This window comes from Streptomyces violascens (assembly GCF_014649955.1).
Taxonomy (GTDB): domain Bacteria; phylum Actinomycetota; class Actinomycetes; order Streptomycetales; family Streptomycetaceae; genus Streptomyces; species Streptomyces violascens.
Map to the genome: position 1 here is coordinate 225127 of NZ_BMUA01000004.1, position 25598 is coordinate 250724.

The 25598-nt window shown below is 71.3% G+C and carries 26 protein-coding genes; 19 read left to right on the top strand and 7 right to left on the bottom strand.

The window, feature by feature from the left end; all coding sequences use genetic code 11:
* Position 1: 1 nt before the first annotated feature.
* From IE206_RS11975 to IE206_RS12020, 10 genes are all read left to right on the top strand, one after another.
* Complete coding sequence (locus tag IE206_RS11975; RefSeq protein ID WP_053723510.1) at positions 2-373, top strand: FKBP-type peptidyl-prolyl cis-trans isomerase; 372 nt, start codon at positions 2-4, stop codon at positions 371-373.
* A gap of 147 nt (positions 374-520) precedes the next feature.
* The gene (locus IE206_RS11980; RefSeq protein WP_189962090.1) at positions 521-1471 is read left to right on the top strand and encodes a helix-turn-helix transcriptional regulator; all 951 of its coding nucleotides are present in this window, start codon (positions 521-523) and stop codon (positions 1469-1471) included.
* Between the two features lie 16 nt (positions 1472-1487).
* Positions 1488-2462 carry a helix-turn-helix transcriptional regulator gene (locus IE206_RS11985; protein ID WP_189962091.1) on the top strand — a complete coding sequence of 325 codons (975 nt, stop codon included), beginning with the start codon at positions 1488-1490 and terminating at the stop codon, positions 2460-2462.
* Between the two features lie 15 nt (positions 2463-2477).
* Positions 2478-2732 (top strand): hypothetical protein, encoded by a 255-nt coding sequence (locus IE206_RS11990; RefSeq protein ID WP_189962092.1) that lies wholly within the window; start codon positions 2478-2480, stop codon positions 2730-2732.
* 11 nt (positions 2733-2743) lie between these two features.
* A complete protein-coding gene (locus IE206_RS11995) occupies positions 2744-2941 on the top strand; it encodes a hypothetical protein (protein WP_114037925.1) in 198 nt (65 codons plus the stop codon).
* A gap of 211 nt (positions 2942-3152) precedes the next feature.
* The gene (gene tatA / locus IE206_RS12000; protein WP_189962093.1) at positions 3153-3431 is read left to right on the top strand and encodes a Sec-independent protein translocase subunit TatA; all 279 of its coding nucleotides are present in this window, start codon (positions 3153-3155) and stop codon (positions 3429-3431) included.
* Positions 3432-3501: 70 nt separating this feature from the next.
* A complete protein-coding gene (gene tatC / locus IE206_RS12005; RefSeq protein WP_189962094.1) occupies positions 3502-4461 on the top strand; it encodes a twin-arginine translocase subunit TatC in 960 nt (319 codons plus the stop codon).
* A gap of 37 nt (positions 4462-4498) precedes the next feature.
* Positions 4499-5431 (top strand): diacylglycerol kinase, encoded by a 933-nt coding sequence (locus tag IE206_RS12010; protein ID WP_189962095.1) that lies wholly within the window; start codon positions 4499-4501, stop codon positions 5429-5431.
* A 45-nt stretch (positions 5432-5476) separates the two neighbouring features.
* Positions 5477-8305 carry a DEAD/DEAH box helicase gene (locus IE206_RS12015; RefSeq protein WP_189962096.1) on the top strand — a complete coding sequence of 943 codons (2829 nt, stop codon included), beginning with the start codon at positions 5477-5479 and terminating at the stop codon, positions 8303-8305.
* Between the two features lie 221 nt (positions 8306-8526).
* Positions 8527-9156: a TetR/AcrR family transcriptional regulator gene (locus tag IE206_RS12020; protein ID WP_189962097.1), complete on the top strand. Its 630-nt coding sequence runs from the start codon at positions 8527-8529 to the stop codon at positions 9154-9156.
* A gap of 77 nt (positions 9157-9233) precedes the next feature.
* Here the strand turns inward: IE206_RS12020 and IE206_RS12025 are convergent, their stop codons facing one another.
* Positions 9234-10220, bottom strand: coding sequence for an ADP-ribosylglycohydrolase family protein (locus tag IE206_RS12025; protein ID WP_189962098.1), 987 nt, complete (start codon positions 10218-10220; stop codon positions 9234-9236).
* A gap of 390 nt (positions 10221-10610) precedes the next feature.
* Here IE206_RS12025 and IE206_RS12030 point away from each other — a divergent pair, with 390 nt between their 5' ends.
* From IE206_RS12030 to IE206_RS12045, 4 genes are all read left to right on the top strand, one after another.
* Positions 10611-11780 (top strand): hypothetical protein, encoded by a 1170-nt coding sequence (locus IE206_RS12030; RefSeq protein WP_189962099.1) that lies wholly within the window; start codon positions 10611-10613, stop codon positions 11778-11780.
* A gap of 472 nt (positions 11781-12252) precedes the next feature.
* Positions 12253-12924, top strand: a complete 672-nt coding sequence (locus IE206_RS12035) for a PadR family transcriptional regulator (RefSeq protein ID WP_189962100.1) — start codon at positions 12253-12255, stop codon at positions 12922-12924.
* 195 nt (positions 12925-13119) lie between these two features.
* The gene (locus IE206_RS12040; protein ID WP_189962101.1) at positions 13120-14130 is read left to right on the top strand and encodes an ATP-binding cassette domain-containing protein; all 1011 of its coding nucleotides are present in this window, start codon (positions 13120-13122) and stop codon (positions 14128-14130) included.
* Positions 14127-14936: an ABC transporter permease gene (locus IE206_RS12045; RefSeq protein ID WP_189962102.1), complete on the top strand. Its 810-nt coding sequence runs from the start codon at positions 14127-14129 to the stop codon at positions 14934-14936. Before IE206_RS12040 ends, IE206_RS12045 begins: the two co-directional genes overlap by 4 nt.
* 79 nt (positions 14937-15015) lie before the next feature.
* Here IE206_RS12045 and IE206_RS12050 read toward each other — a convergent pair whose 3' ends face one another.
* The 3 genes from IE206_RS12050 to IE206_RS12060 form a co-directional block, all read right to left on the bottom strand.
* The gene (locus IE206_RS12050) at positions 15016-15204 is read right to left on the bottom strand and encodes a hypothetical protein (protein ID WP_189962347.1); all 189 of its coding nucleotides are present in this window, start codon (positions 15202-15204) and stop codon (positions 15016-15018) included.
* A gap of 79 nt (positions 15205-15283) precedes the next feature.
* A complete protein-coding gene (locus tag IE206_RS12055; protein ID WP_189962103.1) occupies positions 15284-16129 on the bottom strand; it encodes a siderophore-interacting protein in 846 nt (281 codons plus the stop codon).
* A gap of 137 nt (positions 16130-16266) precedes the next feature.
* Positions 16267-17175, bottom strand: a complete 909-nt coding sequence (locus tag IE206_RS12060) for a 5'-3' exonuclease (protein WP_189962324.1) — start codon at positions 17173-17175, stop codon at positions 16267-16269.
* A 241-nt stretch (positions 17176-17416) separates the two neighbouring features.
* Between IE206_RS12060 and IE206_RS12065 the strand changes: the two genes are divergently transcribed.
* The 4 genes from IE206_RS12065 (at position 17417) to IE206_RS12080 (ending at position 21760) form a co-directional block, all read left to right on the top strand.
* Complete coding sequence (locus IE206_RS12065; protein WP_226598745.1) at positions 17417-18484, top strand: quaternary amine ABC transporter ATP-binding protein; 1068 nt, start codon at positions 17417-17419, stop codon at positions 18482-18484.
* Positions 18477-20279 carry an ABC transporter permease/substrate binding protein gene (locus tag IE206_RS12070; protein WP_189962105.1) on the top strand — a complete coding sequence of 601 codons (1803 nt, stop codon included), beginning with the start codon at positions 18477-18479 and terminating at the stop codon, positions 20277-20279. The genes IE206_RS12065 and IE206_RS12070 overlap by 8 nt, the downstream gene beginning before the upstream one ends.
* A 213-nt stretch (positions 20280-20492) precedes the next feature.
* Entirely contained in the window at positions 20493-21047 is a 555-nt protein-coding gene (locus IE206_RS12075) for a helix-turn-helix domain-containing protein (protein WP_189962106.1), read from the top strand.
* Complete coding sequence (locus IE206_RS12080; RefSeq protein WP_189962107.1) at positions 21047-21760, top strand: helical backbone metal receptor; 714 nt, start codon at positions 21047-21049, stop codon at positions 21758-21760. Before IE206_RS12075 ends, IE206_RS12080 begins: the two co-directional genes overlap by 1 nt.
* Positions 21761-21766: 6 nt before the next feature.
* Here the strand turns inward: IE206_RS12080 and IE206_RS12085 are convergent, their stop codons facing one another.
* A complete protein-coding gene (locus IE206_RS12085; protein ID WP_189962108.1) occupies positions 21767-22885 on the bottom strand; it encodes a TDT family transporter in 1119 nt (372 codons plus the stop codon).
* Between the two features lie 70 nt (positions 22886-22955).
* Here IE206_RS12085 and IE206_RS12090 point away from each other — a divergent pair, with 70 nt between their 5' ends.
* A complete protein-coding gene (locus IE206_RS12090; RefSeq protein WP_226598744.1) occupies positions 22956-23885 on the top strand; it encodes a LysR family transcriptional regulator in 930 nt (309 codons plus the stop codon).
* A 7-nt stretch (positions 23886-23892) separates the two neighbouring features.
* On the opposite strand, the gene IE206_RS12095 is transcribed toward IE206_RS12090, so the two are convergent.
* Positions 23893-24576, bottom strand: coding sequence for a GNAT family N-acetyltransferase (locus IE206_RS12095; RefSeq protein WP_189962109.1), 684 nt, complete (start codon positions 24574-24576; stop codon positions 23893-23895).
* 311 nt (positions 24577-24887) lie between these two features.
* Positions 24888-25574 carry a gamma-glutamyl-gamma-aminobutyrate hydrolase family protein gene (locus IE206_RS12100; RefSeq protein WP_189962110.1) on the bottom strand — a complete coding sequence of 229 codons (687 nt, stop codon included), beginning with the start codon at positions 25572-25574 and terminating at the stop codon, positions 24888-24890.
* Positions 25575-25598: the final 24 nt, after the last annotated feature.

Sequence of the window (25598 nt, forward strand, 5' to 3'; positions counted from 1 at the left end):
CGTGAGCATCGACAAGCCCGAGATCGACTTCCCCGAGGGCCAGCCGCCGGCTGACCTGGAGATCAAGGAGATCTGGGAGGGTGACGGCGCCGTCGCCAAGGCCGGAGACTTCGTCAAGGTCCACTACGTGGGCGTGGCCTTCTCCACCGGTGAGGAGTTCGACGCCTCCTGGAACCGCGGCAACCCGCTCGAGTTCAAGCTCGGCGCCGGCCAGGTCATCTCCGGCTGGGACCAGGGCATCCAGGGCATGAAGGTCGGCGGCCGCCGCCGGCTGACCATCCCGGCCCACCTCGCCTACGGCGACCGCGGCGCCGGCAGCGCGATCGCCCCGGGCGAGACGCTGATCTTCGTCTGCGACCTGGTCTCCGTCTGAGACGCACCTCGATCAGTCCCGAGCGATCGGACCTGATCAGACCGAGGGCCCATGCCTGCTGGCATGGGCCCTCGGCTTTTGCCGGGGCAGCCGGGGGCGGTACGGTCAACGGTCGTAGCGCACAACGAGAGAGGGCGTAGGGCATCGATGGCGATTGTCAAGGCCGAGCGGCTGATGAACCTGGCGCTGTGTCTGCTCGGGACACGGCGCGCACTCAGCAAGCGGGAGCTGCGCGAGTCCATCGAGGCCTATCTCGAAGCCGGGTCCGACGACTCCTTCAACCGGATGTTCGAGCGGGACAAGGACGATCTGCGGGAACTCGGCCTGGTCATCGAGACCGTCGAGAACCTCGACGGCGAGACCGGCTATCTCGCCCGCCGCGACAGCAACCGCCTGCCGCCGGTCCAGCTTGATGCCGAGGAGGCCGCGGCCCTCGGGCTCGCCGCCCGTGTCTGGCAGCAGGCCCGGCTCGCGGGCGCGGCCAGCGGAGCGCTCCAGAAGCTGCGCGCCGCCGGCATGCCCGAAGCCGACAATCCGTACGAGCACAGCGCCATCGAGCCACGCATCCCGGTCCATGAGACGGCCTTCGAGCCTTTGATGCTGGCCTGCCGCGACCGGCGCCCGGTCGTCTTCGACTACCGCAAGGTCACCGCCGTACGCCCCGAGGCCCGGCATGTCGAGCCCTGGGGCCTGGAGTGCTGGCGCGGCCACTGGTACCTGGCCGGCTGGGACCGCGACCGGGGTGCCGAGCGGGTGTTCCGGCTCAGCCGCATCTCCGGCCGGGTCCGCTCCCGCGCGGGCGCCTTCACCGCGCCGGTGCCCGACGTCGTCACCGTGCGCGAGACCGTCGAGAGCTGGGCGGGGGAGACCGCGACCCGCTCGGCCAGGATCCGGCTGCGCGCCGGGGCCGGCTACCCGCTGCGCTCGCGGGCCACCGCGGCGCGGGAACTCGGCGACGGGTGGGACGAGTTGGAGATTCCGTACGGGCACGGGCTGGATGCCCACCTCGTGGAGTTCGGCCCCGATGTCGTCGTGCTGGAGCCCGCCGATCTGCGGGCCGACGTGATGGACCGGCTGCGCGCCGTGGCCAAGGGCTGAGGGGGACCGTACGACCATGGCTGCAAACGCCATCGACCAGACGCGGCGGATGCTGTCGCTGGTGACCTATCTGCGCGAGCGCCCCGGCGCCCATGTCGCGGACGTCGCCCGCGCCTTCGGCATCACCGAGGACGAACTGATCTCCGACCTCGACGTGCTGCCCATGTGCGGCACGAGCTTCCGCGGCGGCGACCTCCTGGACATCGACACCGACGGCGACCGCATCTGGTGGCACAACCCGGACGACGTCGCGGCCCCGCTCCGGCTCGCCGCCGACGAGGCCACCGCGCTGCTCGTCGCCGCGCGCGCCGTCTCCACGCTGCCCGGCCTGCGCGAGGGCGACCGGCAGGCGCTGCTGCGCGCCACCGCCAAGCTGGAGGCCGCGGCCGGCGAGGCCGCCGGCGCCAGCTCCCGGCTCTCGGTCACCTTCGAGTCCGAAGGCGGTGTCTTCGCCGAGGTCGACCGGGCGATCTCCGAGCGCCGCCGCCTGTGGGTGAAGTACTACTCGCCGGCCCGCGACGAGCTCACCGAGCGCGAGGTCGACCCGATCCGGCTCTTCGCCGTCGGCCACACCTACATGGAGGCGTGGTGCCGGCTCTCCGAGGCCCGGCGCACCTTCCGTCTCGACCGGGTCGCCGAGATCCGCCTGCTCGACGAGGCATCCGCGCCGCCCGAGCTGGAGCTGCGCGACCTGTCTGAGGGGCTCGTCCAGCCGTCCGCCGAGGACCCCGAGGTCGTCGTCGAGGTCGGCCCCGGCGGTCGCTGGGTCGCCGAGTACTACCCGCACGACAGCGCCGAGGAGCTCCCCGACGGCGGTCTGCGGATCACGCTGCGCACGCCCGACCCCGCGTCGCTGCGGCGCCTGGCGCTGCGGCTCGGCCAGGACGGCCGGATCGTCTCGCCGGACGACCTCGCCGAGAGCGCCCGGCGCGCGGCCCGCGAGGCGCTGGCCGGCTACGGGGAACCGCCCGCGCTCGACCACCAGAGCTGAGGAGAATTGCGGAACATGTCGGTATTGCCCGGTATTTCCCGTCCCGTGATCCCGGTCCTCTTCAAGGCGGCCTGCCCGGAGTGCCGCGCCCGCTTCGAACTCGGCGCGGCCGCGCTCCGCCTGGCCATCGGCGCAAGCCGACGCACCACCTTCTACTCCTTCACCTGCCCCGAGTGCGGCTCGGCCGTCCGCAAGCCGGCCGGGGAGCGCATCATCGAACTCCTCACCGGCGGCGGTGTCCGCACCCTCCGCCTCCACTCCACCGTCTAGGGTCCGCATCCATGTTCTGGCCGATGACCGCCATCGCCCTCGGTTTCCTCGGGATCGCCGTGCTCGGCGTCCTCGCGATCAAGGTGTTCGTCGAGGCGCAGCGGCTCGGCCGCCAAGTGGCCGACACCACACGGAAGATCAACCGCGCCGCAGAGGACCTGGAGCGCGCCGCCGTCGACCTCGCGGGTGCCGGAGAAACGCTGAGGTGACCGGTGCGCTCTGATGTCGCCCGTTTCGGGGCGGTACGCTGCACAACGCGGTCCAGGTAGCGAGGCCCGGTCCGCAAACGGGCGTACGCACGGGGATTGCCCAGCGTTTACCCCTGCGCGTTACGATCGCTGCACGTAAGGCGGTCGGACACCAGTCCGGCCACCTCCAGCAGCCCCCTACCCTGCAGCCTCGGTGAGAAGGTAAACGCTTATGTTCGGAAGGCTCGGCGCCCCCGAGATCATTCTCATCCTCATCGTCGTCGTCCTGCTGTTCGGCGCGAAGAAGCTCCCGGACATGGCGCGGTCGCTCGGCAAGTCGGCCCGCATCCTCAAGAGCGAGGCCAAGGCCATGAAGTCCGAAGGGCAGCAGCCCGCCCCGGCCGACCCGTCGGCCGAGCAGCCGCCGGCCCAGCGCACGATCCAGTCCGCGCCCGGCGACGTGAGCAGCGCCCGTCCGGTGACCGAGCCGACGGACACGACGCAGCGCTGACACCGGGCCGAAGCAGGCGCTGTTCACCTCTGTGACCAAAGTGACCTGCCGCACGAGATGAGGACGTGGGTTGCTCAAGTCTGCCCGCAAACAACAGAGGGACCCCGAGGGCCGGATGCCGCTCTCGGACCACCTTCGCGAGTTGCGCAACCGGCTCGCGAAGTCGGTGTTGGCGATCCTGGTCTGCGCCGTCGTGGCGGCGTTCTACTACAAGGACATCGCCGAGCTGATCACACGGCCGATCAAGGAGGCCGTGGACTGCACGGTGCCGTTCACCGAGCTCACCAGGAAGGACGGTGGCGCGGAGGTCTGCGGCAACATCACGATGTCCGGCCTCATGGGGCCGTTCACGCTGATGATCAAGGTGTCGATGGTGGCGGGCGTCGTCGCGGCAAGCCCGGTCTGGCTCTACCAGCTGTGGGCGTTCGTCTCGCCCGGCCTGCACAAGCACGAGAAGCGGTACTCACTGAGCTTCGTGGCGGCGGGCTTCCCGTTGTTCGTGGCCGGCGGCTGGTTCTCGTACAACGTGCTGCCCGCCGCGGCCAGGGTGCTCCTGGACTTCACCCCGGGAGGGGTGGCCAACCTCCTGCCGCTCAACGAGCTCATCGACCTCGTCACCCGCATGATCATCGTCTTCGGCCTCTCCTTCGAGCTGCCGCTGTTCCTCGTCATGCTCAACTTCAGCGGCATTCTCACCGGCCGCCGGATGCTGGGCTGGTGGCGCGGAATGATCATGGGTGTGACGGTCTTCGCGGCCTTCGCGACGCCGACCGTCGACCCGGTCTCGATGCTCTCGCTCGCCACCCCGATCGTGGGCCTCTACTTCATCGCCGTCGGCATCTCGCTGGTCAACGACAAGCGCCGCAAGGAGCGTGCCGAGGCCGGTCCGGCCGACGACGAGGCCTCCGACCTCGACCTCACGCCCGAGGACATCGGCACCGTCGAGTCCGTGTCCTCGCCCCCGGCCGTGCCCGAGCAGGCCGACGGCGGCCGCTCCAGCAAGCTCAACGGGTACGACGACATCACCTGACCTTGACGTGATCGCCGGACCTTGTAGGGTCCGGCGGGTGACCAGCGAGATCACCCTCTTCGTCAATCCCACCGCGGGACGCGGCCGGGGCGCGCACGCCGCGCAGCCGGCCGCTTCGGCGTTGCGGGCCGCCGGATTCTCCGTACGCACGGTGCTCGGCGAGGACGCCGACGACGCGCTGCGCCGCGCCCGCGAGGCCGTCCGGGGCGGCACCGTGGCCCTGATCACGGTCGGCGGCGACGGCATGGTCAACCTCGCCCTCCAGGCGGTCGCCGGGACCAGGACCCCGCTCGGCGTCGTCGCCGCGGGCACCGGCAACGACTTCGCCCGCGCGCTCGGCCTGCCGATACGCGACCCGGCCCGCGCCGGGGAACTCGCGGCGCGGGCCCTCGAGGGCGCGCACATCAGGGACATCGACCTCGGGCGCGTCGGCGACCGCTGGTTCGCCACCGTCCTCGCCTCCGGCTTCGACTCCAAGGTCAACGACCGCGGCAACCGGATGCGATGGCCCGGCGGCCGCTTCAAGTACGACCTCGCGATGCTCGCCGAACTGGCCGCCTTCAGGCCGGTCTCGTACAAGATCACGCTCGACGACGGGGAGACCCGTGAGATCGAGGCGACCCTGATCGCCGTCGGGAACGCGTCCTCCTACGGAGGCGGCATGCGCATCTGCGCCGACGCCGATCCGACCGACGGGCTCTTCGACGTCACCGTCGTCGGCGGCTGCTCGCGCACCACCCTGCTCAAGGTCTTCCCGCAGGTCTACAAGGGCACCCATCTCACCCACCCGGTGGTCACCACGCACCGCGTCGCCTCGATCACGCTCGCAGCCGACGGCATCACCGGGTACGCCGACGGGGAACGCCTCGGTCCGCTCCCGCTCACCGCGGAGTGTGTACGCGCCGCCGTACGGGTATTGGCACCGGTACCGGCGCCCGGCCGGAAGGCCGTCGGTACCGGCCTCCAATAAAGATCGCGACCTCTGTCAGAGGCGGCGGGTAGGCTCGAAGACAAGATGACAGAGGACCTCTCACCAGCCGAAGCGTACGCAGCTGCCCGGCTCCGCGCCGTCGAGCAGGCCACCGCGCTCGCGCCCTTCCGCGACCTGTACGACTTCGATCTGGACCCCTTCCAGATCGAAGCCTGCCAGGCCCTCGAAGCCGGAAAGGGCGTGCTCGTCGCGGCCCCCACCGGCTCCGGCAAGACCATCGTCGGCGAGTTCGCCGTGCACCTGGCCCTGGAGCAGGGCCGCAAATGCTTCTACACCACGCCCATCAAGGCGCTGTCCAACCAGAAGTACGCCGACCTCGTGCGCCGCTACGGCGCCGCCAAGGTGGGCCTGCTGACCGGCGACAACAGCGTCAACGCCGACGCACCGGTGATCGTCATGACCACCGAGGTGCTCCGCAACATGCTGTACGCGGGCTCCCAGGCGCTGCTCGGCCTCGGATACGTGGTGATGGACGAGGTGCACTACCTCTCCGACCGCTTCCGCGGCGCCGTATGGGAAGAGGTGATCATCCACCTCCCGGAGTCGGTCACGCTGGTCTCGCTGTCGGCGACCGTCTCCAACGCCGAGGAGTTCGGCGACTGGCTGGACACCGTCCGCGGCGACACCGAAGTGATCGTCTCCGAGCACCGCCCCGTGCCGCTGTGGCAGCACGTCATGGCCGGCCGGCGGATGTACGACCTCTTCGAGGAGGAGTCCGACCACGGCGGGCGCGGCGTCGCCAGGCGCGAGGTCAACCCCGACCTGCTGCGCATGGCGCGGATGGAGAACCAGAAGACGTACAACCCGCGCGACCGGCGCCGCGGCAAGATGGTCCGCGAGGCCGACCGCGAGCGGGAGCGCCGTCAGCGCTCGCGGATCTGGACGCCGGGCCGCCCCGAAGTCATCGAACGGCTCGACGCCGAAGGCCTGTTGCCGGCCATCACCTTCATCTTCAGCCGCGCCGCCTGCGAGGCGGCCGTCCAGCAGTGCATGTACGCGGGCCTGAGGCTCAACGACGAGGAAGCGCGCCAGAAGGTCCGCGAGATCGTCGAGGAGCGCACCGCCTCCATCCCCGGTGAGGACCTGAACGTCCTCGGTTACTACGAGTGGCTCGAAGGCCTGGAGCGCGGCATCGCCGCCCACCACGCGGGCATGCTGCCCACCTTCAAGGAGGTCGTGGAGGAGCTGTTCGTACGCGGCCTGGTGAAGGCCGTCTTCGCCACCGAGACCCTCGCGCTCGGCATCAACATGCCCGCGCGCTCCGTGGTGTTGGAGAAGCTCGTCAAGTGGAACGGCGAACAGCACGCCGACATCACGCCCGGCGAGTACACCCAGCTCACCGGCCGGGCCGGGCGGCGCGGCATCGACGTCGAGGGCCACGCCGTGGTCCTGTGGCAGCGCGGCATGGACCCGGGCGCGCTCGCGGGCCTGGCCGGCACGCGCACGTACCCGCTGCGCTCCAGCTTCAAGCCCTCGTACAACATGGCCGTCAACCTGGTCCAGCAGTTCGGCAGGCACCGCTCGCGCGAGCTGCTCGAAACCTCCTTCGCGCAGTTCCAGGCCGACAAATCCGTCGTCGGCATCTCGCGCCAGGTGCAGCGCAACGAGGAGGGCCTTGAGGGCTACCGGGAGGGCATGCACTGCCACCTCGGGGACTTCGAGGAGTACGCGCGGATGCGGCGCGACCTCAAGGACCGCGAGACCGAGCTCGCCAAACACGGCGCGGCCCAGCGCCGGGCGGCCGCCGCGGCCTCCTTGGAGAAGCTCAAGCCGGGGGACGTCATCCACGTGCCGACCGGCAAGTTCGCGGGTCTCGCCCTCGTCCTCGACCCCGGGATCCCCGCCGGGCGCACCAATGGCCACCGCGGCTTCGAGCAGCACGACGGGCCCCGCCCCCTCGTGCTGACCGCCGAACGGCAGGTCAAGCGGCTCGCCTCGATCGACTTCCCGGTGCCCGTGGAGGCCCTGGAGCGGATGCGCGTCCCGAAGTCGTTCAACGCGCGCTCGCCCCAGTCCCGCCGGGACCTGGCGTCCGCGCTGCGCACCAAGGCCGGGCACATCGTCCCCGAGCGGCACCGCAAGGCCCGCTCGGAGGCGGCCGACGACCGCGAGATCACCCGCCTTCGCACCGCTCTGCGCGCCCACCCCTGCCACGGCTGCGACGAGCGCGAGGACCACGCCCGCTGGGCCGAGCGCTACCACCGCCTCCAGCGCGACACCAAGCAGCTGGAGAAGCGCATCGAGGGGCGCACCAACACCATCGCGCGCACCTTCGACCGCATCGTGGCCCTGCTCACCGAGCTCGACTACCTGCGCGACGACGAGGTCACCGAGCACGGCAAGCGCCTGGCCCGCCTGTACGGCGAGCTCGACCTGCTGGCCAGCGAATGCCTGCGCGCGGGCGTCTGGGAAGGCCTGAGCCCGGCCGAACTGGCCGCCTGCGTATCGGCGTTGGTGTACGAGGCGCGGCAGTCCGACGACGCCGTGGCGCCCAAGACGCCGTCGGGCAAGGCCAAGGCCGCGCTCGGCGAGATGGTGCGGATCTGGGGCCGGCTCGACGCCCTCGAAGAGGACCACAAGATCAACCAGGCGGAGGGCGTGGGCCAGCGCGAGCCCGACCTCGGCTTCGCCTGGGCCGCCTATCAGTGGGCCTCGGACAAGGGTCTGGACGAGGTGCTCCGCGAGGCCGACATGCCCGCGGGCGACTTCGTCCGCTGGTGCAAGCAGGTCATCGACGTCCTCGGCCAGATCGCGGCGGCGGCGCCGCGCGAGAACAGCACCGTCGCGAAGAACGCCCGCAAGGCGGTCGACGCGCTGCTGCGGGGAGTCGTGGCGTACAGCTCGGTCGGCTGAGCGTTCGGGCGGTACGGGCTCCGTGCTGCCGGGTTGGAGTGGCCCCCGCCGGGGTTGTGGGCGGGGGCCGGCTTCATGTCCGCTTCCGTCGGGTTCGGCCACTCGGCGCCTCGCAAGTCGGGTCGTACGCCGTGACCTGGGCGGGGGCGGCGGGCCGCTTCCGGAGCGGCCGAAAACGGTGCCTCCGACCCCTCTCGGCCGCGTGTGCGACGATCGGCTTCATGAGTGCCACGACGGGTCGAAGGGTCGGGCGGCCGCGGGCTGTGCAGCGGCCGGACAGTGGGCTGGCCGCACGGGACGAACTGCTGTGCGCGGCCGCCGAGTTGTTCACGCTGCACGGATACGCGGCGACCACGACCCGGGCGGTGGCGGACCGGGTGGGGCTTCGGCAGGCCACGATGTACCACTACTTCTCCGGCAAGGAGGACCTGCTCGCCGAGTTGCTGGAGTCGACGGTCACCCCCTCCCTGGAGCTCGCGCGACGGCTCCTCGAAGATGCCTCGCGCAGCGCCGAGGACCGGCTGCGCGAGCTCTGCCGCTCCGACGTGAAGCTACTGTGCGGCGGTCCGTACAACCTGGGGGCGCTCTATCTGCTCCCCGAGATACGCGCCGAGCGCTTCGCCGTGTTCCACCGCAACCGCGCCGAACTGAAGGCGGCGTACGGGGAGCTGCTCGCCGGGACCGAGGCCTGTGCCGAGCTGGACGGGGACGCGCTGGCGCTGCGCACGGACCTGGTCTTCGGCCTGATCGAGGGCGTCATCCTGATCCACCGCTCGGCACCGGGCCGCGATGTCACGGTCTTCGCGGCGGCTACGGCTGATGCCGCGCTGCGTATTGCGGGTGCGCGCTGATCCCGGGGTGATGTCCGGGGATGTCCGACAGGGCGGCTCCGGGCCGGGGGCCCGCGCCTGCCGGCACCCGGAGCCGTTTATGTGCCCGAACCGGCGCCCAACTTCCTTGCCAGCGCGCCCAGTTCGGCTGCCCTCAGAACCCGGTCACCGAACCCCGGCAGGGGGACGTGCAGGGGGGTCGTCCAGCGGGCCGGGATGGAGGGGAGGCCGTAGCAGGCGCCCGCCAGGCCGCCGGTTACGGCCGCGACCGTGTCCGTGTCTCCGCCCAGGTCGATCGCCGCGCCGAGCGCCCGCTCGAACGAATCGGTCGTGCGCAGGGCCCAGAGGGCGGAGCCGAGGCAGGGCCAGACCGCGCCGTTGAACTCCGTCGCGTCGTCGGGGTGCCAGTCGGGTGCCAGGACCGTCGACCAGCGGGCGCGATGGTCGGGGTGGACGGCGGCCAGCGCGTCCGGCACGGCCGACAGGGGATCGGCGCCGGTCAGCGCGGCCCGTATCAGGTCGTGGTAGATCGCCGTGCCCTCCCAGGCGGCCGCGTCTCCGTGGGTGAGGGCGGCGATGCGGCGGGCCGCGGCCATCGTCGCCTCGCGCCCCGCCTTCGCGAAGTACACGGCGGCCGTGGTGGCCCGCATCAGCGAACCGTTGCCCGCCGCACGGCGGTTGACCTGGAAGTGGAGTGCGGCCGCGCGATCCCACGGCTCGCCGTTCGTCAGGACGTCCTCGGTCTGGAGCCCGATGTCCTTGGGGTCGGAGACCGCCCAGCGCTGGAACCGCCGGAAGATGTCGGCCGGTTCGAGGCCGCCGCGTTCGAGCAGCGAGTCGGCGACCAGCACAGCCATCTGTGTGTCGTCGGTGGCCTCGCCCGGGTCCCAGCCGCCGCCCCCGCACATCGTGCCGACGCCGTCGGGGAACCGCCCCGAGTACACCCCGGGCAGCCCGAACTCGAAGGGCGCCCCCAGCGCGTCGCCCACCGCCGACCCGACCACGGCCCCCGTCACTCGCTCCCCCCAGCGCGCGGTCCCGCCCGTGCCGAAGGGGGCGAGATGGTGGCGATCTTCGATGCCCATGCCGGCCACGCTAGCGAACTTCCGTACGGCCGGAGCGACGCTCTCGTTCCACTTCACCGACCTCGACGACTGTCCCGTGTCAGTTGATGTTGCCAGTCAGCGGCCGGAGAGGGCTGGCCGACGGCGGTGCTCGGCCTGCTTGCGGCGCCCCGAGCAGAAGCGAGCGTCACAACGGCGCTCCTCCTTGCCGGGTCGGGCCTGGGTGCTGCGTGCGGCGCGGGAGCGCGTCTGGTGCGGGTCGCCGTCCGTGGATTCAGGACGAAGGCATGTCCATCATGACAGGGCAGCGCCGTTTTTCGTAGGACGGAACGCACAGTTCGCGAGGCTTGTCCGGTCCGTTCCCCGCCTCTCAGAATCTCCTTCGTGCGTCATCCGGAGACAGGGGGAATGGTGACGATCGATCACGATGCGGTGCTTCGGGCCCGCGTGCTGCTGCTGGGGTCCGGCCGGCGGAGTGGGGCCGAACTGGTCGGCGCGTACCGGGTTCTGGCCGAGGTGAGTCCGAAGGCGTACGTGCCGAAGCTGGTCGACGCCCTGCTCGCGCTGCGCTACGAGAGCCGGGATCCGAAGGTGGACGTAGCGCTGGCCGCGGAGGCTTCCCGGGCCGCCCGCAGGATAGAGGTCGGGTCGCCGAACAGGGCGGATCGGTTGTGCCGGGCCTTGGACGCCTACCAGGCTTCCTTGTTCGCCCTCGGGCGCAGGGCGGAAGGACGCGCGATCTGTGAGGAGCTGGCCGAGGCCGGCCGAAGCCAGCCCCTGGCGAGCGTTCTGGCCGAGGAGGGGCGCTTCAGGGAGGCTGCGGAGCTCGACGAAGAGGCCGCCCGGAACGGGATCCCGGAGCACTCCTTCTGGAACGTGGTGCGGTGGGCGGCGAACCTGGAGGGCGCCGGGCTATTCGACGCCGCATCGACCGTGTTCCGTGAGCTCCTTGAGGAGACCCGGCGCAAGGCAGCCGAGCAGCGCACCGCTCTGGCGATACTCACCTGGGAGTTGGTTCACTTCTCCCGGATGCGGGAGACCGTCGGGGATGCGGCGGGTGCTGCGGCCGCCCGGCGAGAGGCCCTGAGTGTCCTGGAGGAGCTCGCGAACACGGGCGAGCCGAAGAACTGGGGTTGCATCCTCGGGTGGTGGAGGACGCTCTTCGTCCTGTCGGGGCGGGCAGCCGAACCCGCCGCGAGCCCCGAGTCCCCGATGCCGCCGTTCGGCACGATACTCGGATGGTCCCGCGACGTGCGGGACGGATTTCTCGGCATGCTGCCGGGCCTCGAAGCGGAGGCGGCGAGACTGCGCGAGGCCGACCGGCTGCCCGAGCTGGTCGAGGTCCAACGCAGAATCGGCATCCGCGCGGCCGTCCGCGAAGGCGACCGCCCCTACCTGTTCGAGGAGCGGTTCGCGCCGTACTTCGACGAGGGTGTGACGCTCTCCCGTCGCCTGCCCGACAACTCCGCACGCCTCGCCCGCGCCCTCACCGACCGGTCGATGTTCCTCGTCGCGGCACGATCCTTCGAACCCGCGCATGCCGACTTCGCCGAAGCGGTCGCCCTTCTCCACGATCGCTGATCGCGCCGTCCGGTCGCCGCGTCCCCGTGCTGGGCACGAAGACGTGGGCCAAGCCGTCGTGGTGCCACCGGTACCGGGCCCCGGACTACAGCAGCCGATCCCAGCCCCGTCGAAGGCCGGGATCGGCTGCTTGACCTCCGAGTCCGCGTGCCCCGCGAAGACTGAGGCTGCCCCGGCTCGTGGGAGGCAGGACACCACTGAGATTCGGCAGGACCTGCTGAGACGAACAGATCCGACCGGCAACATCAACTGAAACCCCAGATCGCCGGCCTGCCCTTCACCGATGCGCCTCCGGGAGCCGGCAGGAAACTGAAGTGAGGGAGCGGGAGAGCGGGGGCCTGCTGGTCCCGCTCCACTTCTTGCCTGCCCAGCCAGCACACCTGGAAGGTCCAACTCGCGATACATCGCGCTTGACGCAACACCCTAGTCGCGATATGTTCGGCTACGAGTATTCGGGAGCGAGGTGAGGTTCATGGCAGCCGGACGGCGCAAGCTCCGTAATCCCTTGGCGCTGGCCGTTCTGGTGTTGCTTGCCGAGCGGGAATCCATGCATCCGTACGAGATCGCCCAGACTCTGCGCCAGCGCGGCAAGGAGTACAGCATCAAGATCAATTACGGGTCGCTGTACACCGTCGTCCAGAACCTCCAGAAGCACGGGTTCGTCGAGGTCGCCGATGTTCAGCGGCAGGGCAATCGCCCCGAGCGGACGCTCTATGCCCTCACGCCTGCCGGGCGCGAGGAGATGCTCGACTGGATGGCGGACATCGTCTCGGTGCCCGTGCACGAGTTCCCGATTTTCGAGACCGCGCTCTCCCTCATGGGCGTCCTCCCGCCCGACGAGGTCGCCGCGCTCCTTGAACAGCGAGTCAATGCGCTCGAAGTGCGGGCCGCGGGTCTGCGAGGAGCGCTGCGGAAGCTGTGCGAGACGCTGCCCCGGGTCTTCCTCGTGGAGAGCGAGTACCAGCTCCACATGATCGACGCCGAGGTGGAGTGGGTGCGCGGCTTCCTCAAGGAGATGGCCGACGGCACCCTCAGCGGCGTCGATGCCTGGCGCACCTGGCACTCCACGGGTGAAGTGCCCGAGGAATGGTGGGAGTTGGAGGATCAGGACCACTCACGCGGCCGACCGGGGGAAACCCCCTAGGGCCAGTCACACAGCAAAAAAAGAACCCCGGTACGGGCTGTTGCAGCAGCCCACACCGGGGTTGCGACCCCGGACCCGACCCGCGCGCGGCAGGCCAGGCGATCGAAGGTGCGGCACACCCAGGATAGCCCGGCGCTTCTCACGCGGAACGGTCCGTCATACCGACCACCCCGCTCACCACAGGAGAGCCCCGTCATGAGCACCCGGGCGCCCGCAGTAGAGGCGCGCAATCTGATCAAGACGTATCCCGGCGACGTCACCGCCCTCAACGGCATGGCCGTCACCGTCGAAACCGGCAAGGTCTTCGGACTGCTCGGCCCCAACGGCGCCGGCAAGTCCACCACCGTCAAGATCCTCACCACCCTCGCCCGCCCCGACAGCGGCGCCGCGACCGTCGCCGGGCACGATGTGCTGCGCCACCCCGACCGGGTCCGCCGCGCGATCGGCGTCGTGGCGCAGAAGTCCGGCGCCGACCCCGTCGCCACCGGCCGCGAGAACCTCCAGCTCCAGGGGCGCCTGTACGGGCTCACGGGTGCGGCCCTGGGCCGCCGCGTCGACGAGCTGCTCGAACGGTTCGACCTCGGCCATGCCGCCAAGCGCGTCGTCAAGGGCTACTCGGGCGGCATGCAGCGCCGCCTCGATGTCGCGCTCGGCCTGGTGCACCGGCCCGAGGTGCTGTTCCTCGACGAGCCGACCACCGGGCTCGACCCCGAGGCCCGCGCCGCGATGTGGGACGAGATCTCCCGGCTCGCCGGAGACGAGGGGCTCACCATCGTGCTCACCACCCACTACCTCGAAGAGGCCGACCGGCTCTGCGAGCGGATCGCGATCGTGGACCGCGGCCGCGTCGTCGTCGAGGGCACCCCGAACGAGCTGAAGGGCGAGCTCCGCGGCGACGCCGTCCACGTGGAGCTGCGCGAGACGGTCACCGAACGCTCCCTGCTGCGCGACGCGCTCACCGGGCTGCCCGGCGTGCACGACGTGCTGCTCGACGGCCGCCGGGTCAGCGCCCGCGCCGACGACGGCGCGGCCGCCGTGCCCGTGCTGCTCGCCGCCCTGGAGCGGGCCGGAGCCCGTGTCGCCGCCGCGACCGTGGCCCGCCCCTCCCTCGACGACGTCTACCTCCGCTATGCCGGACGCCGTTACTCCGAGGCCGAGGCGGCAGCCGAAGCCCCCGCCCTCGCCACCGCGGGAGACTCCCGATGAGCACCCACTCCGCCACCCCGGCGCCCCTGCGCTCCAACGCGCTCGCCCAGACCTGGTACATGACGCAGCGTCAGCTGATGGCGATCTTCCGGCAGCCCGCCTATCTCCTCATCACCCTCGTCCAGCCGGTGATCTGGCTCTTCCTCTTCGGCAACCTCTTCAAGAAGGTCGTCGAGCTCGGCGGCTTCGGCACCACCTCCTACCTGGACTACCTCGTCCCCGGCATCGTGGTGATGAGCGCGCTGGGCTCCAGCATGTGGGCCGGCATGGGCACCCTGGAGGAGATCGAGCGCGGCACGCTCAACCGCTTCCTCACCACACCGGTCAGCCGCGGCGCCCTGATGAACGCCAACGTCGTGCAGAACGGCATCAGCATCGCCGTCCAGACGGTGATCATCCTGCTGCTCGGCAAGCTCGGCGGCGCCCACTACCCGGGCGGCTTCGGTGGTCTGGTCGTCCTCGCCGTCGCCGCGATCCTGCTCGGCACGGTCTTCGGCGCCTTCTCCAACGCGCTCGGCATGCTGGTCCGCCAGCGCGAGTCGATCATCGGCATCAACACCTTCCTGCTGCTGCCGCTGACCTTCCTGTCCTCGGCCTTCATGGCGCCGTCCCAGATGCCCTCCTGGATGCGCCACATCGCCGACTTCAATCCGCTCAACTGGGCGATGGTGGCGGGCCGTTCGGCCATGTCCGCCGACCCCGACTGGGGCATCGTCCTCGGCCGCGGCGGCGCACTCCTCGTCCTGGCGATCGTCGCGGTCTGGCTGTCGACCCGCACGTTCCGCTCGTACCAGAAGTCGGTCTAGCGGCGCGTCTCTTGCAGGGAGCCGCCCGGTCCTCCGCAGTCCAGGAGGGCCGGGCTTTCCGCGTGGTTTGCGGCGCGGGTCACCTGACGGGCTGCTTCGCCCTCTCCGGCGTACGGTCGTCTCCCGACCGGCCAACTGACAGGCGAAGTGCGGTAGTTGTTCCCAGGGCGGCCGCGAGCGCGATCAGGCCCGCGGCGCCCAGCGTCGCCCCGTCGGGGTGGACCAGGGGCTGGCCGCGCAGAGCCTGCCAGGTCAGCAGGGTCAGCACCGCCGCATACACCGCACCCGCGACCGAAACCCCCGGCGGGGCAGGCGCGCCGGGGGTTTCGGGGTGGGCGGGGGGAGGGTCAGGCCGCCGGGGCCTCCTGCTCGCGCTCCACCTGCTCGTTCCAGTCGCGCTTCATCGCGCGCCAGCCGTCGTCGTCCTGGCCCAGACGCCAGTAGCCCGAGATGGAAAGCCGCTCGCGCGGTACGTTCCGCTCGACCCGGAGCAGTCGGCGCAGCTCCTTCACGAAGCCCGCCTCGCCGTGCACGAACGCGTGCACATCGCCGGCCGGGAACTCCAACTCCCTTACGGCGCCGACCAGTTCGGAACCCACCGCGGCCTCGCCCCGGTGCAGCCAGGTCACCGTGACGCCGTCCGGAGTGCTGATCTTCTGCTCCTCCTCGGGGCCGGTCACCTCGACGAAGGCGTGCACCACGGCGCCCGTCGGCATGCGCTCCATGGCCGCCGCGATCGCGGGCAGCGCGCTCTCGTCACCGACGAGCAGGTGCCAGTCGGCCGCCGCGTCCGGGGCGTACCCGCCGCCGGGGCCGAGGAAGCGCACCGTCTCGCCCACCTGGACGCGGGAGGCCCACGGGCCCGCGAGGCCCTCGTCGCCGTGCACCACGAAGTCGACGGTCAGCTCGCCGGCCGCCGCGTCCCAGTTGCGCACCGTGTAGGCGCGGGTGCTCGGCCACTGCTCGCGCGGGAACTCGGCGCGGATCCGCTCCATGTCGAAGGGCTCCGGGTAGTCCACGCCCTCGACCGGGAAGAGGATCTTGATGTAGTGGTCGGTGTGCTCGCCGGCGCCGAATCCGGCCAGCGACTCGCCGCCGAGCACGAGGCGCACCATGTGCGGGGTGAGCCGCTCGGTGCGCACCACCTGGGCCTCGTTGGTCTTCGGTGCCTTGCGAGACGGGCGTTCTGCCACAGTGTGCTCCCCTGTATCCAGCCTGATCCACCGTTAGTTAGGATTACCTAAGTTAGCACCTTGGGGGTGAAAGACGGCACCTCATTAAAAGGTGGCGCCTCATTGAGTGGCGCCCCGCCGGTGGAGCAGGCGGCACCTCACCCGCGAAGGGTGGAGAGCAGCCGCCCCGTCGCCCCGGCCAGGCCCCACTGGGCCACCAGCTCCTCCAGGGTGGCCGGGTCGAGCGGCTCCGAGGGCAGCGCGGGGTCGAACTTTGGCAGCTCCACGTCCATCGCCACCCGCACCACCTTCGGCGCGACGTCCAGATAGTCCGCAGCCTCCAGGATTCCCCGGCGCTTGGCCGGGGTCAGCCCGGAGAAGCGGTCCGCGGCGGCCGCGCGCACCCCCGCCAGGTCGCCGTACTCGTTGATCAGCTGGGCGGCCGTCTTCTCGCCGATGCCCTTCACGCCGGGCAGCCCGTCGCTGGTGTCGCCGCGCAGCGCCGCGAAGTCCGCGTACTGATCGGGCCGCACCCCGTACTTCGTGCGGATCAGCTCGTCGTCGACCAGGTCGCAGTCGCCCACGCCCTTGCGCGGGTACAGGACCCGCACCCCGCGCTTGTCGTCGACCAGCTGGAACAGGTCGCGGTCACCGGTGACGATGTCGACCGGCCCTGACGAGAGGCCGGACAGGGTGCCGATCACGTCGTCGGCCTCGTACCCCGCGACGCCGACCCGGGCGATGCCCAGCGCGTCCAGGATGTCGTCGATCACCGGCACCTGCGGGGCCAGCGCGTCCGGGGTCTCCTCCTCGTCGGGCTGCCCGGCCGGGGTCTCCTCGGCCACCCGGTGCGCCTTGTAGGAGGGGATCAGATCGACCCGCCACTGCGGCCGCCAGTCCGCGTCCATGCAGGCGACGAGGTCGTCCGGGCGGTGGTCGTGGACAAGCCGGGAGATGAAGTCGAGCAATCCGCGCACGGCGTTGACCGGCGTGCCGTCCGGCGCCCTGACCGTGTCGGGCACCCCGAAATAGGCGCGGTAATAGAGGGACGAGGTGTCGAGGAGCATCAGGCGTCGCGTCACACCCCGATGATGCCGCACCGCACTGACACCCACCTCGCGGCCGCTAGTGAATACGTGAACTGGATCACTGTCGTGTTTGCTCCGGGCAAAGGAGGGCAGGCGCGACGCCGGAGCGGACCCAGGTATGGATTTCAACCATTTCTCGGGCTGCGGACCGAATCCGCGCCGCTCCACGGCCCGCCCGCGGGGGAGTCGGGCCGTTTTGAGTTCTACCCGTGAGGTGTATGTGTCCAGGCTGCAAGCCGAGCAGCTCTACAAGGTGTTCGGCAGACGACCCGACGAAGCCGTCCGCAAGCTCGAAGGCGGCGCGGACCGCGACGAGCTGCGGGCGGACGGGACGACCGCGGCGGTGATCGACGCCTCGTTCACGGTGGACCCCGGCCAGATCTTCGTTGTCATGGGTCTCTCCGGATCCGGCAAATCGACCTTGCTGCGCATGCTCAACGGGCTCCTGGAGCCCACCGCCGGCCGCGTGCTCTTCGACGGCCAGGACCTGACCAGCCTGTCCGCCCGCGAGATGCGTACGGTTCGCTCCAGCAAGATCAGCATGGTTTTCCAGCACTTCGCGCTGTTCCCGCACCGCAGTGTGCTCGAGAACGCCGCGTACGGCCTCGAAGTCCAGGGCGTCCCCCGTGCCGAGCGCGAGAAGCGCGCCGCCGAAGCCCTGGAGCTGACCGGCCTCGCGGGCTGGGGCGACTCCTGGCCCGACGAGCTCTCCGGCGGCATGCAGCAGCGCGTGGGCCTGGCCCGCGCGCTGGCCACCGACGCCGACCTGCTCCTGATGGACGAGTCGTTCAGCGCCCTCGACCCGCTGATCCGGCGCGACATGCAGGACCAGCTCCTCGAACTGCAAAAGCGCCTCAAGAAGACGATCGTCTTCATCACGCACGACCTCAACGAGGCCATGCGGCTCGGCGACAAGATCGCCGTGATGCGCGACGGGCGGATCGTCCAGCTCGGCACCGCCGAGGACATCCTTCTCACCCCGGCCAACGACTACGTGGCCTCCTTCATCCAGGACGTCGACCGCTCCCGGGTGCTCACCGCGCTGTCCGTGATGACCACCCCGCACCGCCCCGACGCCGGGGACTGCGACTGCGAGAGCGTCCTGGCCGACACCCCCGTCGCCGACGTGTGCACCGTGGCCGCACGGGTCCCGCACCCGGTCGCCGTGAAGGACGCCGACGGCTCGCTGCTCGGCGTCGTGCCGCAGGAGCGGCTCATCGCCTTCCTGGGGGACGACAAGCAGGGCCCGGCCGTCTGCTCGATGGAGGAGGTGGCCACGCATGCCTAGGCTCCACCTCGGCGACTGGGTCGACAGCGCAGTCGACTTCCTCCAGCGCCATCTCTCCTGGCTGTTCGACGCCATCACCCAGGTCGTCAACGGCATGTACGACGGCATCAACGCGGTGCTCGACGCACCGCAGCCGCTGCTCTTCGCGGGCATCCTCGCCGTCGTGGCCTGGTGGCTGCGCGGTCTGTCCGCCGGTGTGCTCACCTTCGCCGGTTTCGCGCTGATCGACTCGATCCAGCTGTGGGACGACACGATGTCGACGCTGTCGCTGGTGCTCGTCGCGGCGATCGTCACGCTGGTCGTCGCGATCCCGCTCGGCATCTGGGCCGCGCGCTCCAAGACGGTCAGCGCCGTCCTGCGGCCGGTCCTCGACTTCATGCAGACCATGCCCGCGATGGTCTACCTGATTCCCGGCATCATCTTCTTCGGCGTCGGTGTCGTCCCCGGCATCATCGCCACCATCGTCTTCTCGCTGCCCCCTGGCGTACGCATGACGGAGCTCGGCATCCGCCAGGTCGACGGTGAACTCGTCGAGGCGGCCGAGGCGTTCGGCACCACGCCGCGCAACACCCTGGTGCGCGTGCAGCTCCCGCTCGCCCTGCCGACGATCATGGCGGGCATCAACCAGGTCATCATGCTCAGCCTGTCCATGGTGGTCATCGCGGGCATGGCGGGCGGCGGCGGCCTCGGCGGCGCCGTCTACCGGGCGATCGGCAATGTCGACATCGGCCTCGGCTTCGAGGCCGGCATCTCCATCGTCGTCCTGGCCATGTACCTGGACCGGATGACCGGGGCGCTCAGCCGCCAGGTCTCGCCGCTCGGCCGGCGCGCGCTCGCCAAGGCGAAGGCTGCCACCGGCGGTCTCAGGATCTGGAACTACCGTCCGCAGCCCGCCGTCGCGGTCGTCGGCGTGGTCGTCCTCGCGCTCGTCGCGGGCGGCATGAACATGTTCGGCTCCTCGAACGAGGCCACCGCCAGTGGCGCCAAGGACGTCGGCAAGGGCAAGAAGATCTCGCTCGGCTACATCCCGTGGGACGAGGGTGTCGCCTCCACCTTCCTGTGGAAGGAACTCCTGGAACGCCGCGGCTTCACCGTGGACGCCCGCCAGTACGAGGCCGGCGCGCTCTACACCGGCATGGCCGGCGGCCAGATCGACTTCGAGACCGACTCCTGGCTGCCCACCACGCACGCCCAGTACTGGGCCAAGTACAAGGACAAGCTGGAGGACATGGGCTCCTGGTACGGCCCCACCTCCCTGGAGCTGTCGGTGCCGTCCTACGTCAAGGACGTCAACTCCCTCGACGACCTGAAGGGCAAGGGCGCCGAGTTCCAGAACCGCATCGTCGGCATCGAGCCGAGCGCCGGTGAGACCGGGATCCTGAAGGACAAGATCCTCAAGGAGTACGGCCTGGACGGCGAGTACAAGGTCGTCGACGGCTCCACCCCCGGCATGCTGGCCGAGCTGAAGCGGGCGTACGCCAAGAAGGAGCCCATCGTGGTTCCGCTCTGGTCGCCGCACTGGGCGTACAACACCTACGACCTGAAGAAGCTCAAGGATCCCAAGGGCGTCTGGGGCAAGGGCGACGGTGTGCACACCCTGGCCCGCAAGGGCTTCGCCTCCGACAACGCCGAGGTCGGCACGTGGCTGAAGAACTTCAAGATGGACGAGAAGCAGCTCACCAGCCTTGAAGCCAAGATCCAGTCCACCGGCAAGGGCAAGGAGCAGGACGCCGTGCGCGCCTGGCTCAAGGAGAACCCGGGCCTGGCCGACAAGTGGACTCCGGTCTCGTCGTAGCCGCCCGAGGAGGGAAGCCCCTCCTGCCTCCCGTTTCCGCAGCCGCGGCCGGTCCTCCGGCCGCGGCTGCGGAACGTCGGGATCCGGCCTGATCTCGCACGGAACCCTTGGCGATCTTGGCGGGACGGTCCCCTCGGGGCCCGAAGCTGCGTAGGGTGACGTGAACGCAGCCGGTGCGAACGCGGACCGAGTGACAGGGAGGGAGCCCGGGAGATGGACGACAAGGAAACTCTTCGGGTGGGCGTGGCGGTACGGCGGCTGCGCCGCAGCCTGGGTCTCACCCTGGCCGTGGTCGCCGAGCGCAGCGGCCTTTCGGTGCCGTTCCTCAGCCAGGTCGAGAACGAGCGCGCCCGCCCCAGTGCCCGCTCCCTCCAACGCGTGGCGGACGCCCTGAACACCACGGTCGGCGAGCTGTACGACGCCGCCGACTGCACCCGCACGGTCGACGTCGTACGCGCCGAGCCCGAGGGCGAGGGACTCGGTGTGCGGCCCCTGCTGCGCGGGCACCACCAGCTGCACGCGATGGAGTTCACCGGCGAGCAGGACACCGGCCGCGAATTCCAGCACCGCAACGACGAGCTGATGTACGTGGCCGACGGCGCCGCCGAGGTCGAGGCCGAGGGCCGCGCCTACCGCCTGGAGCGCGGCGACACACTGTGCCTGTCCGGCGGGGTGCGCCACCGCTGGCGGGCGGCGCTGCCCGGCACCCGCATCCTGGTCGTAGCGGTCGCCGACCACATCGAGGCCATCGAGGAGACCCGCCACTGATGAGGGTGGTCTCCCTCGTCCCGTCCCTGACGGAGGCGGTCGCGGTCAGCGCACCCGGGCTCCTGGTGGGTGCGACCGACTGGTGCAGCCACCCGGCCGGGCTCGACGTCGTACGCATCGGAGGCACCAAGAATCCGGACGTGGAGCGGATCATCGCGCTCGCCCCGGATCTGGTCGTCGCCAACGAGGAGGAGAACCGGGCCGCCGATCTCGCGGCCCTCGCCGCCGCCGGGCTCGACGTCCTGGTCACCGAGGTCCGCTCGCTCCCGCAGGCGTTCACCGAGCTGGAGCGGGTCCTGGTGGAGGGCTGCGGTCTCTCACGGCCGGGCTGGCTGGACGCGGCCGAGCGGGCGTGGGCCGGGGTGCGTCCGGGCCCCGAACGGATGGCGATCGTGCCGATCTGGCGGCGCCCATGGATGGTGCTCGGCCACGACACCTTCGCGGGCGACCTGCTCGCCCGGCTCGGCGTGCACAACGCCTACGCCACTCACGCCGAGCGGTACCCCCGCATCGGCATCGACGAGCTGAACGCGGCAGGGGCCGACCTGGTGGTCCTGCCCGACGAGCCGTACCGCTTCACGCCCGACGACGGCCCCGAGGCGTTCCCCGCACTGCCCGCCGCCCTGGTCGACGGCCGCCGGCTCACCTGGTACGGCCCGTCATTGGCCGAAGCGCCGGCCGTACTCGGCGCGGCGCTTCGGGGCGGTCTTTGACGCGGGCTACTTCTTCACGGGCGCCGCGAGCAGCTTCCCGCTGACGAGGCCTCGTACGGTGTGGAATCCGGCCACCAGCCAGGCCGTCACGAGCAGCGCGTACAGGGCGACCGCCAGCCAGTCGAAGGCGTGCAGGCCGGTGTGGCGGGCGAGGCCCTCGGCGCCGGTGACACAGGTGCCGACGGGGAAGGTGAAGGCCCACCAGGTCATCGCGAAGCCCATGCCGCGCCGGGCCGCCCGGATCGCCATGGCCGCCGCGAGCGCCAGCCACATCAGGGCGAAGCCCATCACGGGCACCCCGTACAGGACGGCGAAGGCGCCCATTCCGTTCGCGTAGGTGGCGTCGATCGCGCCGGTAGCCACGTCGGCGAGCTTGTTCACGGCGGTGGTGGACTGGCCGAGGGGGCCGAGCACCAGGAACAGGGTGGGGGTCAGGAACAGGGGCAGCGCGCCCCGGTGGATCAGGCGCGAGAACACCACGGGCAGGATGACCAGGGTGGCCAGCAGGCTCATGCCGAACATCGCGTACGAGCCGAGCAACAGCGCCTCGCGGGCCTGCCCGGCGGGCAGGTGGGGGACGAGCAGGGGGCCCAGCGTCGCCGAGACCATGGGGGCGACCACGGGGAGCAGCCAGACGGGGGAGGCGCTGCCGGGCGCGACGTCGTGGCGGGCGACCATCAGGTAGGGCACGGCCACCGCGGCGACCAGGCCGATCAGCGTGCCCACGCCGTAGAGCACCCACGCCAGGGGGACGGCCGCGGCCTCGCCGATCAGGTCGGCGCCGACCGACAGCGAGCCGATGCCGACGGCCAGGAACGCCATCGACAGGCAGCCGTAGAAGGGCGCCACGGTGGGGTCGAGGAGGTGCGCGCGGGCCTGGTCGCGGTGGTGCAGCCAGTGCCCGGCGCGAGCCGCGAGCAGCACCACCAGCATGGCAAGCGCCAGCGCCCAGACCACCTGGAGGCCGGGGATGTGGAACGGCAGTCCCGCGCCCGCGTTGGCGATGATGGCGGTGCCCATGACCGCGGCGTACCAGTTCGGGCCGAGGTGGCGCAGGGCGGGACGACGCCGGACGGCGGCGACGGGGGGTTGGGTGCGGGGGCGCGGTTGCGCGATGGTGGCCATGAATCCAGCTTCGTCCCGGTCAACGGCCCCCGCCACGCCTGCTGGGGCTATGGGCCCATAAGCTGGAGTTATGAGCATGAACGGTCCCGGGGACACCGCCCCCCTCGCCCACCGGGTGCCCGACCTGGGCGCGATGGAGCTGCTGCTCGCCGTCGCCCGCCACGGCAGCCTCGGACGGGCCGCCCGCGATCTCGGCATCACCCAGCCCGCCGCGAGCAGCCGTGTCCGCTCGATGGAGCGCCTGCTCGGCGTGGCTCTCGTCGAGCGCTCCCCGCGCGGCTCGCGGCTCACCGCCGAGGGCGTCCTGGTGACGGACTGGGCGCGGCGGGTCGTCGAGGCGGCCGAGGCGTTCGAGGCGGGCGCGCAGGCGCTGCGCGGCCGACGGGACTCGCGCCTGCGGGTCGCCGCGAGCATGACGATCGCCGAGTACCTGCTGCCGGGCTGGCTGATCGCGCTGCGCTCCGAGCGCCCCGGCACCGCGGTCTCGCTCAGTGCCGGGAACTCGGCCGTGGTCGCCGAGCGGCTGCTCTCGGACGAGGCCGATCTCGGCTTCGTCGAAGGGCTCGGGGTGCCCGCGGGCCTGGACTCGGCGGTCATCGGCCACGACCGGCTCTTCGTGGTCGCGGCCCCCTCGCACCCGTGGGCCCGCCGGCGCCACCCGCTGCTGCCCGCGGAACTGGCCGCGACCCCGCTCATCCTGCGCGAGCCGGGCTCGGGCACCCGCCAGGTCCTGGACGCGGCACTCGCCGCCCACGGCGGGCTCGCCGAGCCGCTCATCGAGCTCTCCTCCACCACCGCGGTGAAGGCCTCCGTCGTCAGCGGGGCCGGGCCCTCCGTGCTCAGCGAACTCGCGCTCGGCGAGGAACTGGCGGCCCGGCGCCTGGTGCAGATCCCGGTCGAGGGCGTACGGCTGCGGCGCGATCTGCGCGCGGTGTGGCGCCAGGGACCGCTGCCCGCGGGGCCGGCCCGTGATCTGCTCTCCCTGACCCGGCCCACCTGACGATCTGTCAGGCGGGCACCAGGCGGCTGCTGTCGGTGTCCCGGCAGGCGCGGGCCAGGCGCTCCTCGATGGTGTGCCGCACCATGGGCCACTCCTCGTCGAGGACCGAGTAGAACGCCGTCCCGCGTACGAGTCCGTCCAGGCCCCGGGTGTGGACCCGGCGCACCCCCTCGCACACCGCGCCGAGCCGCTCGATCGCGGCCCGGGAGCGGGCGTTGCGGGCGTCGGCGCGCAGCGAGATCCGGCGCACCCGCCAGGTGTCGAAGGCGTGCTGGAACATCAGGAGCTTGGCCTCGGTGTTGATGCCGGTGCCCTGGGCGTGCGCGGAGAGCCAGGTGGCGCCGATCTCGGCCGCGTCCGGGACCGCGTCGGCGCCGCCGCTCAGCGGCCCGCGCGGCGCGGGCGGCCACACCACGGGCCCGTCCCAGTAGTCGAGTTCGCAGAACCGGGTCGACCCCACGACCAGCCCGTCGGCGGCCCGTACGGTCGCGAACGCCAGGCTCCGCCCGGCCTGCTGGTCGGCCAGCGCGCTCTGGATGTAGGTGTGCGCCGCGTCCAGGCCGTGTGGGACGGGCGTGAAGGCGTACGAGGTCCGGTCGGCCGCCGCTGCGGCGGCCAGGGCCGGGGCGTGGGAGACGGTGAGCGGTTCGAGCCGTACGGAACGGCCCGACAGGATGACGGGTGCGGGCACGGGGCCTTCGGTCCTTCGGAGCGCGGCGGAGCTTCCCCGCCGTGGGCGGGGAGAGCGGGGACACGGAGGAACACACTGTCAGGATGTGTCCGTGAAATGGCCAGGGAAGGAACGAGAGCGCGAAGAGGAACGAGCGGCCAGGTGAAGGCGAGGAGTCTCGGGGAATCCGCCCTGCGAGGGGCGGCGAGAGGAAGATACCCGGATGATCGCCCCAACGTCACCCCCTCGGAAGAGTGAGGGTTTCCGGGCGTGTCGTACGGCCCCGGACCGCACCGGGTCCGGGGCCGTATTGGCGGGCCTGAGCTGGGGCTTCAGCGCGTGGACACGGCTCGTACCAGACCTTCCACGACGCGGGTGTCCTCGCCCATCTCGGGATGCCACTGGACGCCCAGGACCCAGCCGGGGCCGGGCAGTTCCGCCGCCTCGACGGTGCCGTCCTCCGCGTGGGCCGAGGGGATCAGGCCCGAGCCGAGCCGGTCCACGCACTGGTGGTGGTAGGTCGGCACGTCCGCGGCCTCGGGGACGAGCGTCGCGTAGAGCGTGCCCGGCACCGGCTTGACGGTGTGCTCGCCGAACACGCCCCGCCCGCCCGTGTGCCCCTCCAGGTGCTGGACCAGGGTGCCGCCGAGCGCGACGTTGAGGAGCTGGAGGCCCCGGCAGATGCCGAGCAGGGGCGTGCCCGAGGCCAGCGCGGCGTCGATCAGGGCGAGCTCCCAGGTGTCCCGCTCACGGGCGGGAGGTCCGGTACGGGGCGACGGCTCGGCCCCGTACCGGACCGGCTCCACGTCCGCCCCGCCCGCGACGACCAGGCCGTCCAGGCGTGCCACGACCTCGGCCGCGGCCGTCGGGCCGTCGTCGGGCGGCAGCATCGCGGCGAGCCCGCCGGCCGCCCGGACGAGCCGGGGATATCCGGCGGGCAGCAGGGCGGCGGGCAGGTCCCACACGCCCCACTTGGCGGGCTCCAGGTACGTACTGATGCCGATGAGCGGCTTGGACACGGTGGTGGTCTCCGTTCGGTGGGC

Bases quoted from the DNA above. Each gene is read 5' to 3' on its own strand.
- IE206_RS12080 (WP_189962107.1), top strand. From the start codon at position 21,047: ATGAGGGTGGTCTCCCTCGTCCCGTCCCTGACGGAGGCGGTCGCGGTC.
- IE206_RS12075 (WP_189962106.1), top strand. From the start codon at position 20,493: ATGGACGACAAGGAAACTCTTCGGGTGGGCGTGGCGGTACGGCGGCTG.
- IE206_RS12020 (WP_189962097.1), top strand. From the start codon at position 8,527: ATGAGTGCCACGACGGGTCGAAGGGTCGGGCGGCCGCGGGCTGTGCAG.
- IE206_RS12045 (WP_189962102.1), top strand. From the start codon at position 14,127: ATGAGCACCCACTCCGCCACCCCGGCGCCCCTGCGCTCCAACGCGCTC.
- IE206_RS12040 (WP_189962101.1), top strand. From the start codon at position 13,120: ATGAGCACCCGGGCGCCCGCAGTAGAGGCGCGCAATCTGATCAAGACG.
- IE206_RS11995 (WP_114037925.1), top strand. From the start codon at position 2,744: ATGTTCTGGCCGATGACCGCCATCGCCCTCGGTTTCCTCGGGATCGCC.
- IE206_RS11990 (WP_189962092.1), top strand. From the start codon at position 2,478: ATGTCGGTATTGCCCGGTATTTCCCGTCCCGTGATCCCGGTCCTCTTC.
- IE206_RS11985 (WP_189962091.1), top strand. From the start codon at position 1,488: ATGGCTGCAAACGCCATCGACCAGACGCGGCGGATGCTGTCGCTGGTG.
- tatA (WP_189962093.1), top strand. From the start codon at position 3,153: ATGTTCGGAAGGCTCGGCGCCCCCGAGATCATTCTCATCCTCATCGTC.
- IE206_RS12060 (WP_189962324.1), bottom strand. From the start codon at position 17,175: ATGCTCCTCGACACCTCGTCCCTCTATTACCGCGCCTATTTCGGGGTG.
- IE206_RS11980 (WP_189962090.1), top strand. From the start codon at position 521: ATGGCGATTGTCAAGGCCGAGCGGCTGATGAACCTGGCGCTGTGTCTG.
- IE206_RS12085 (WP_189962108.1), bottom strand. From the start codon at position 22,885: ATGGCCACCATCGCGCAACCGCGCCCCCGCACCCAACCCCCCGTCGCC.
- IE206_RS12035 (WP_189962100.1), top strand. From the start codon at position 12,253: ATGGCAGCCGGACGGCGCAAGCTCCGTAATCCCTTGGCGCTGGCCGTT.
- IE206_RS12070 (WP_189962105.1), top strand. From the start codon at position 18,477: ATGCCTAGGCTCCACCTCGGCGACTGGGTCGACAGCGCAGTCGACTTC.
- IE206_RS12090 (WP_226598744.1), top strand. From the start codon at position 22,956: ATGAGCATGAACGGTCCCGGGGACACCGCCCCCCTCGCCCACCGGGTG.
- IE206_RS12025 (WP_189962098.1), bottom strand. From the start codon at position 10,220: ATGGGCATCGAAGATCGCCACCATCTCGCCCCCTTCGGCACGGGCGGG.
- IE206_RS12015 (WP_189962096.1), top strand. From the start codon at position 5,477: ATGACAGAGGACCTCTCACCAGCCGAAGCGTACGCAGCTGCCCGGCTC.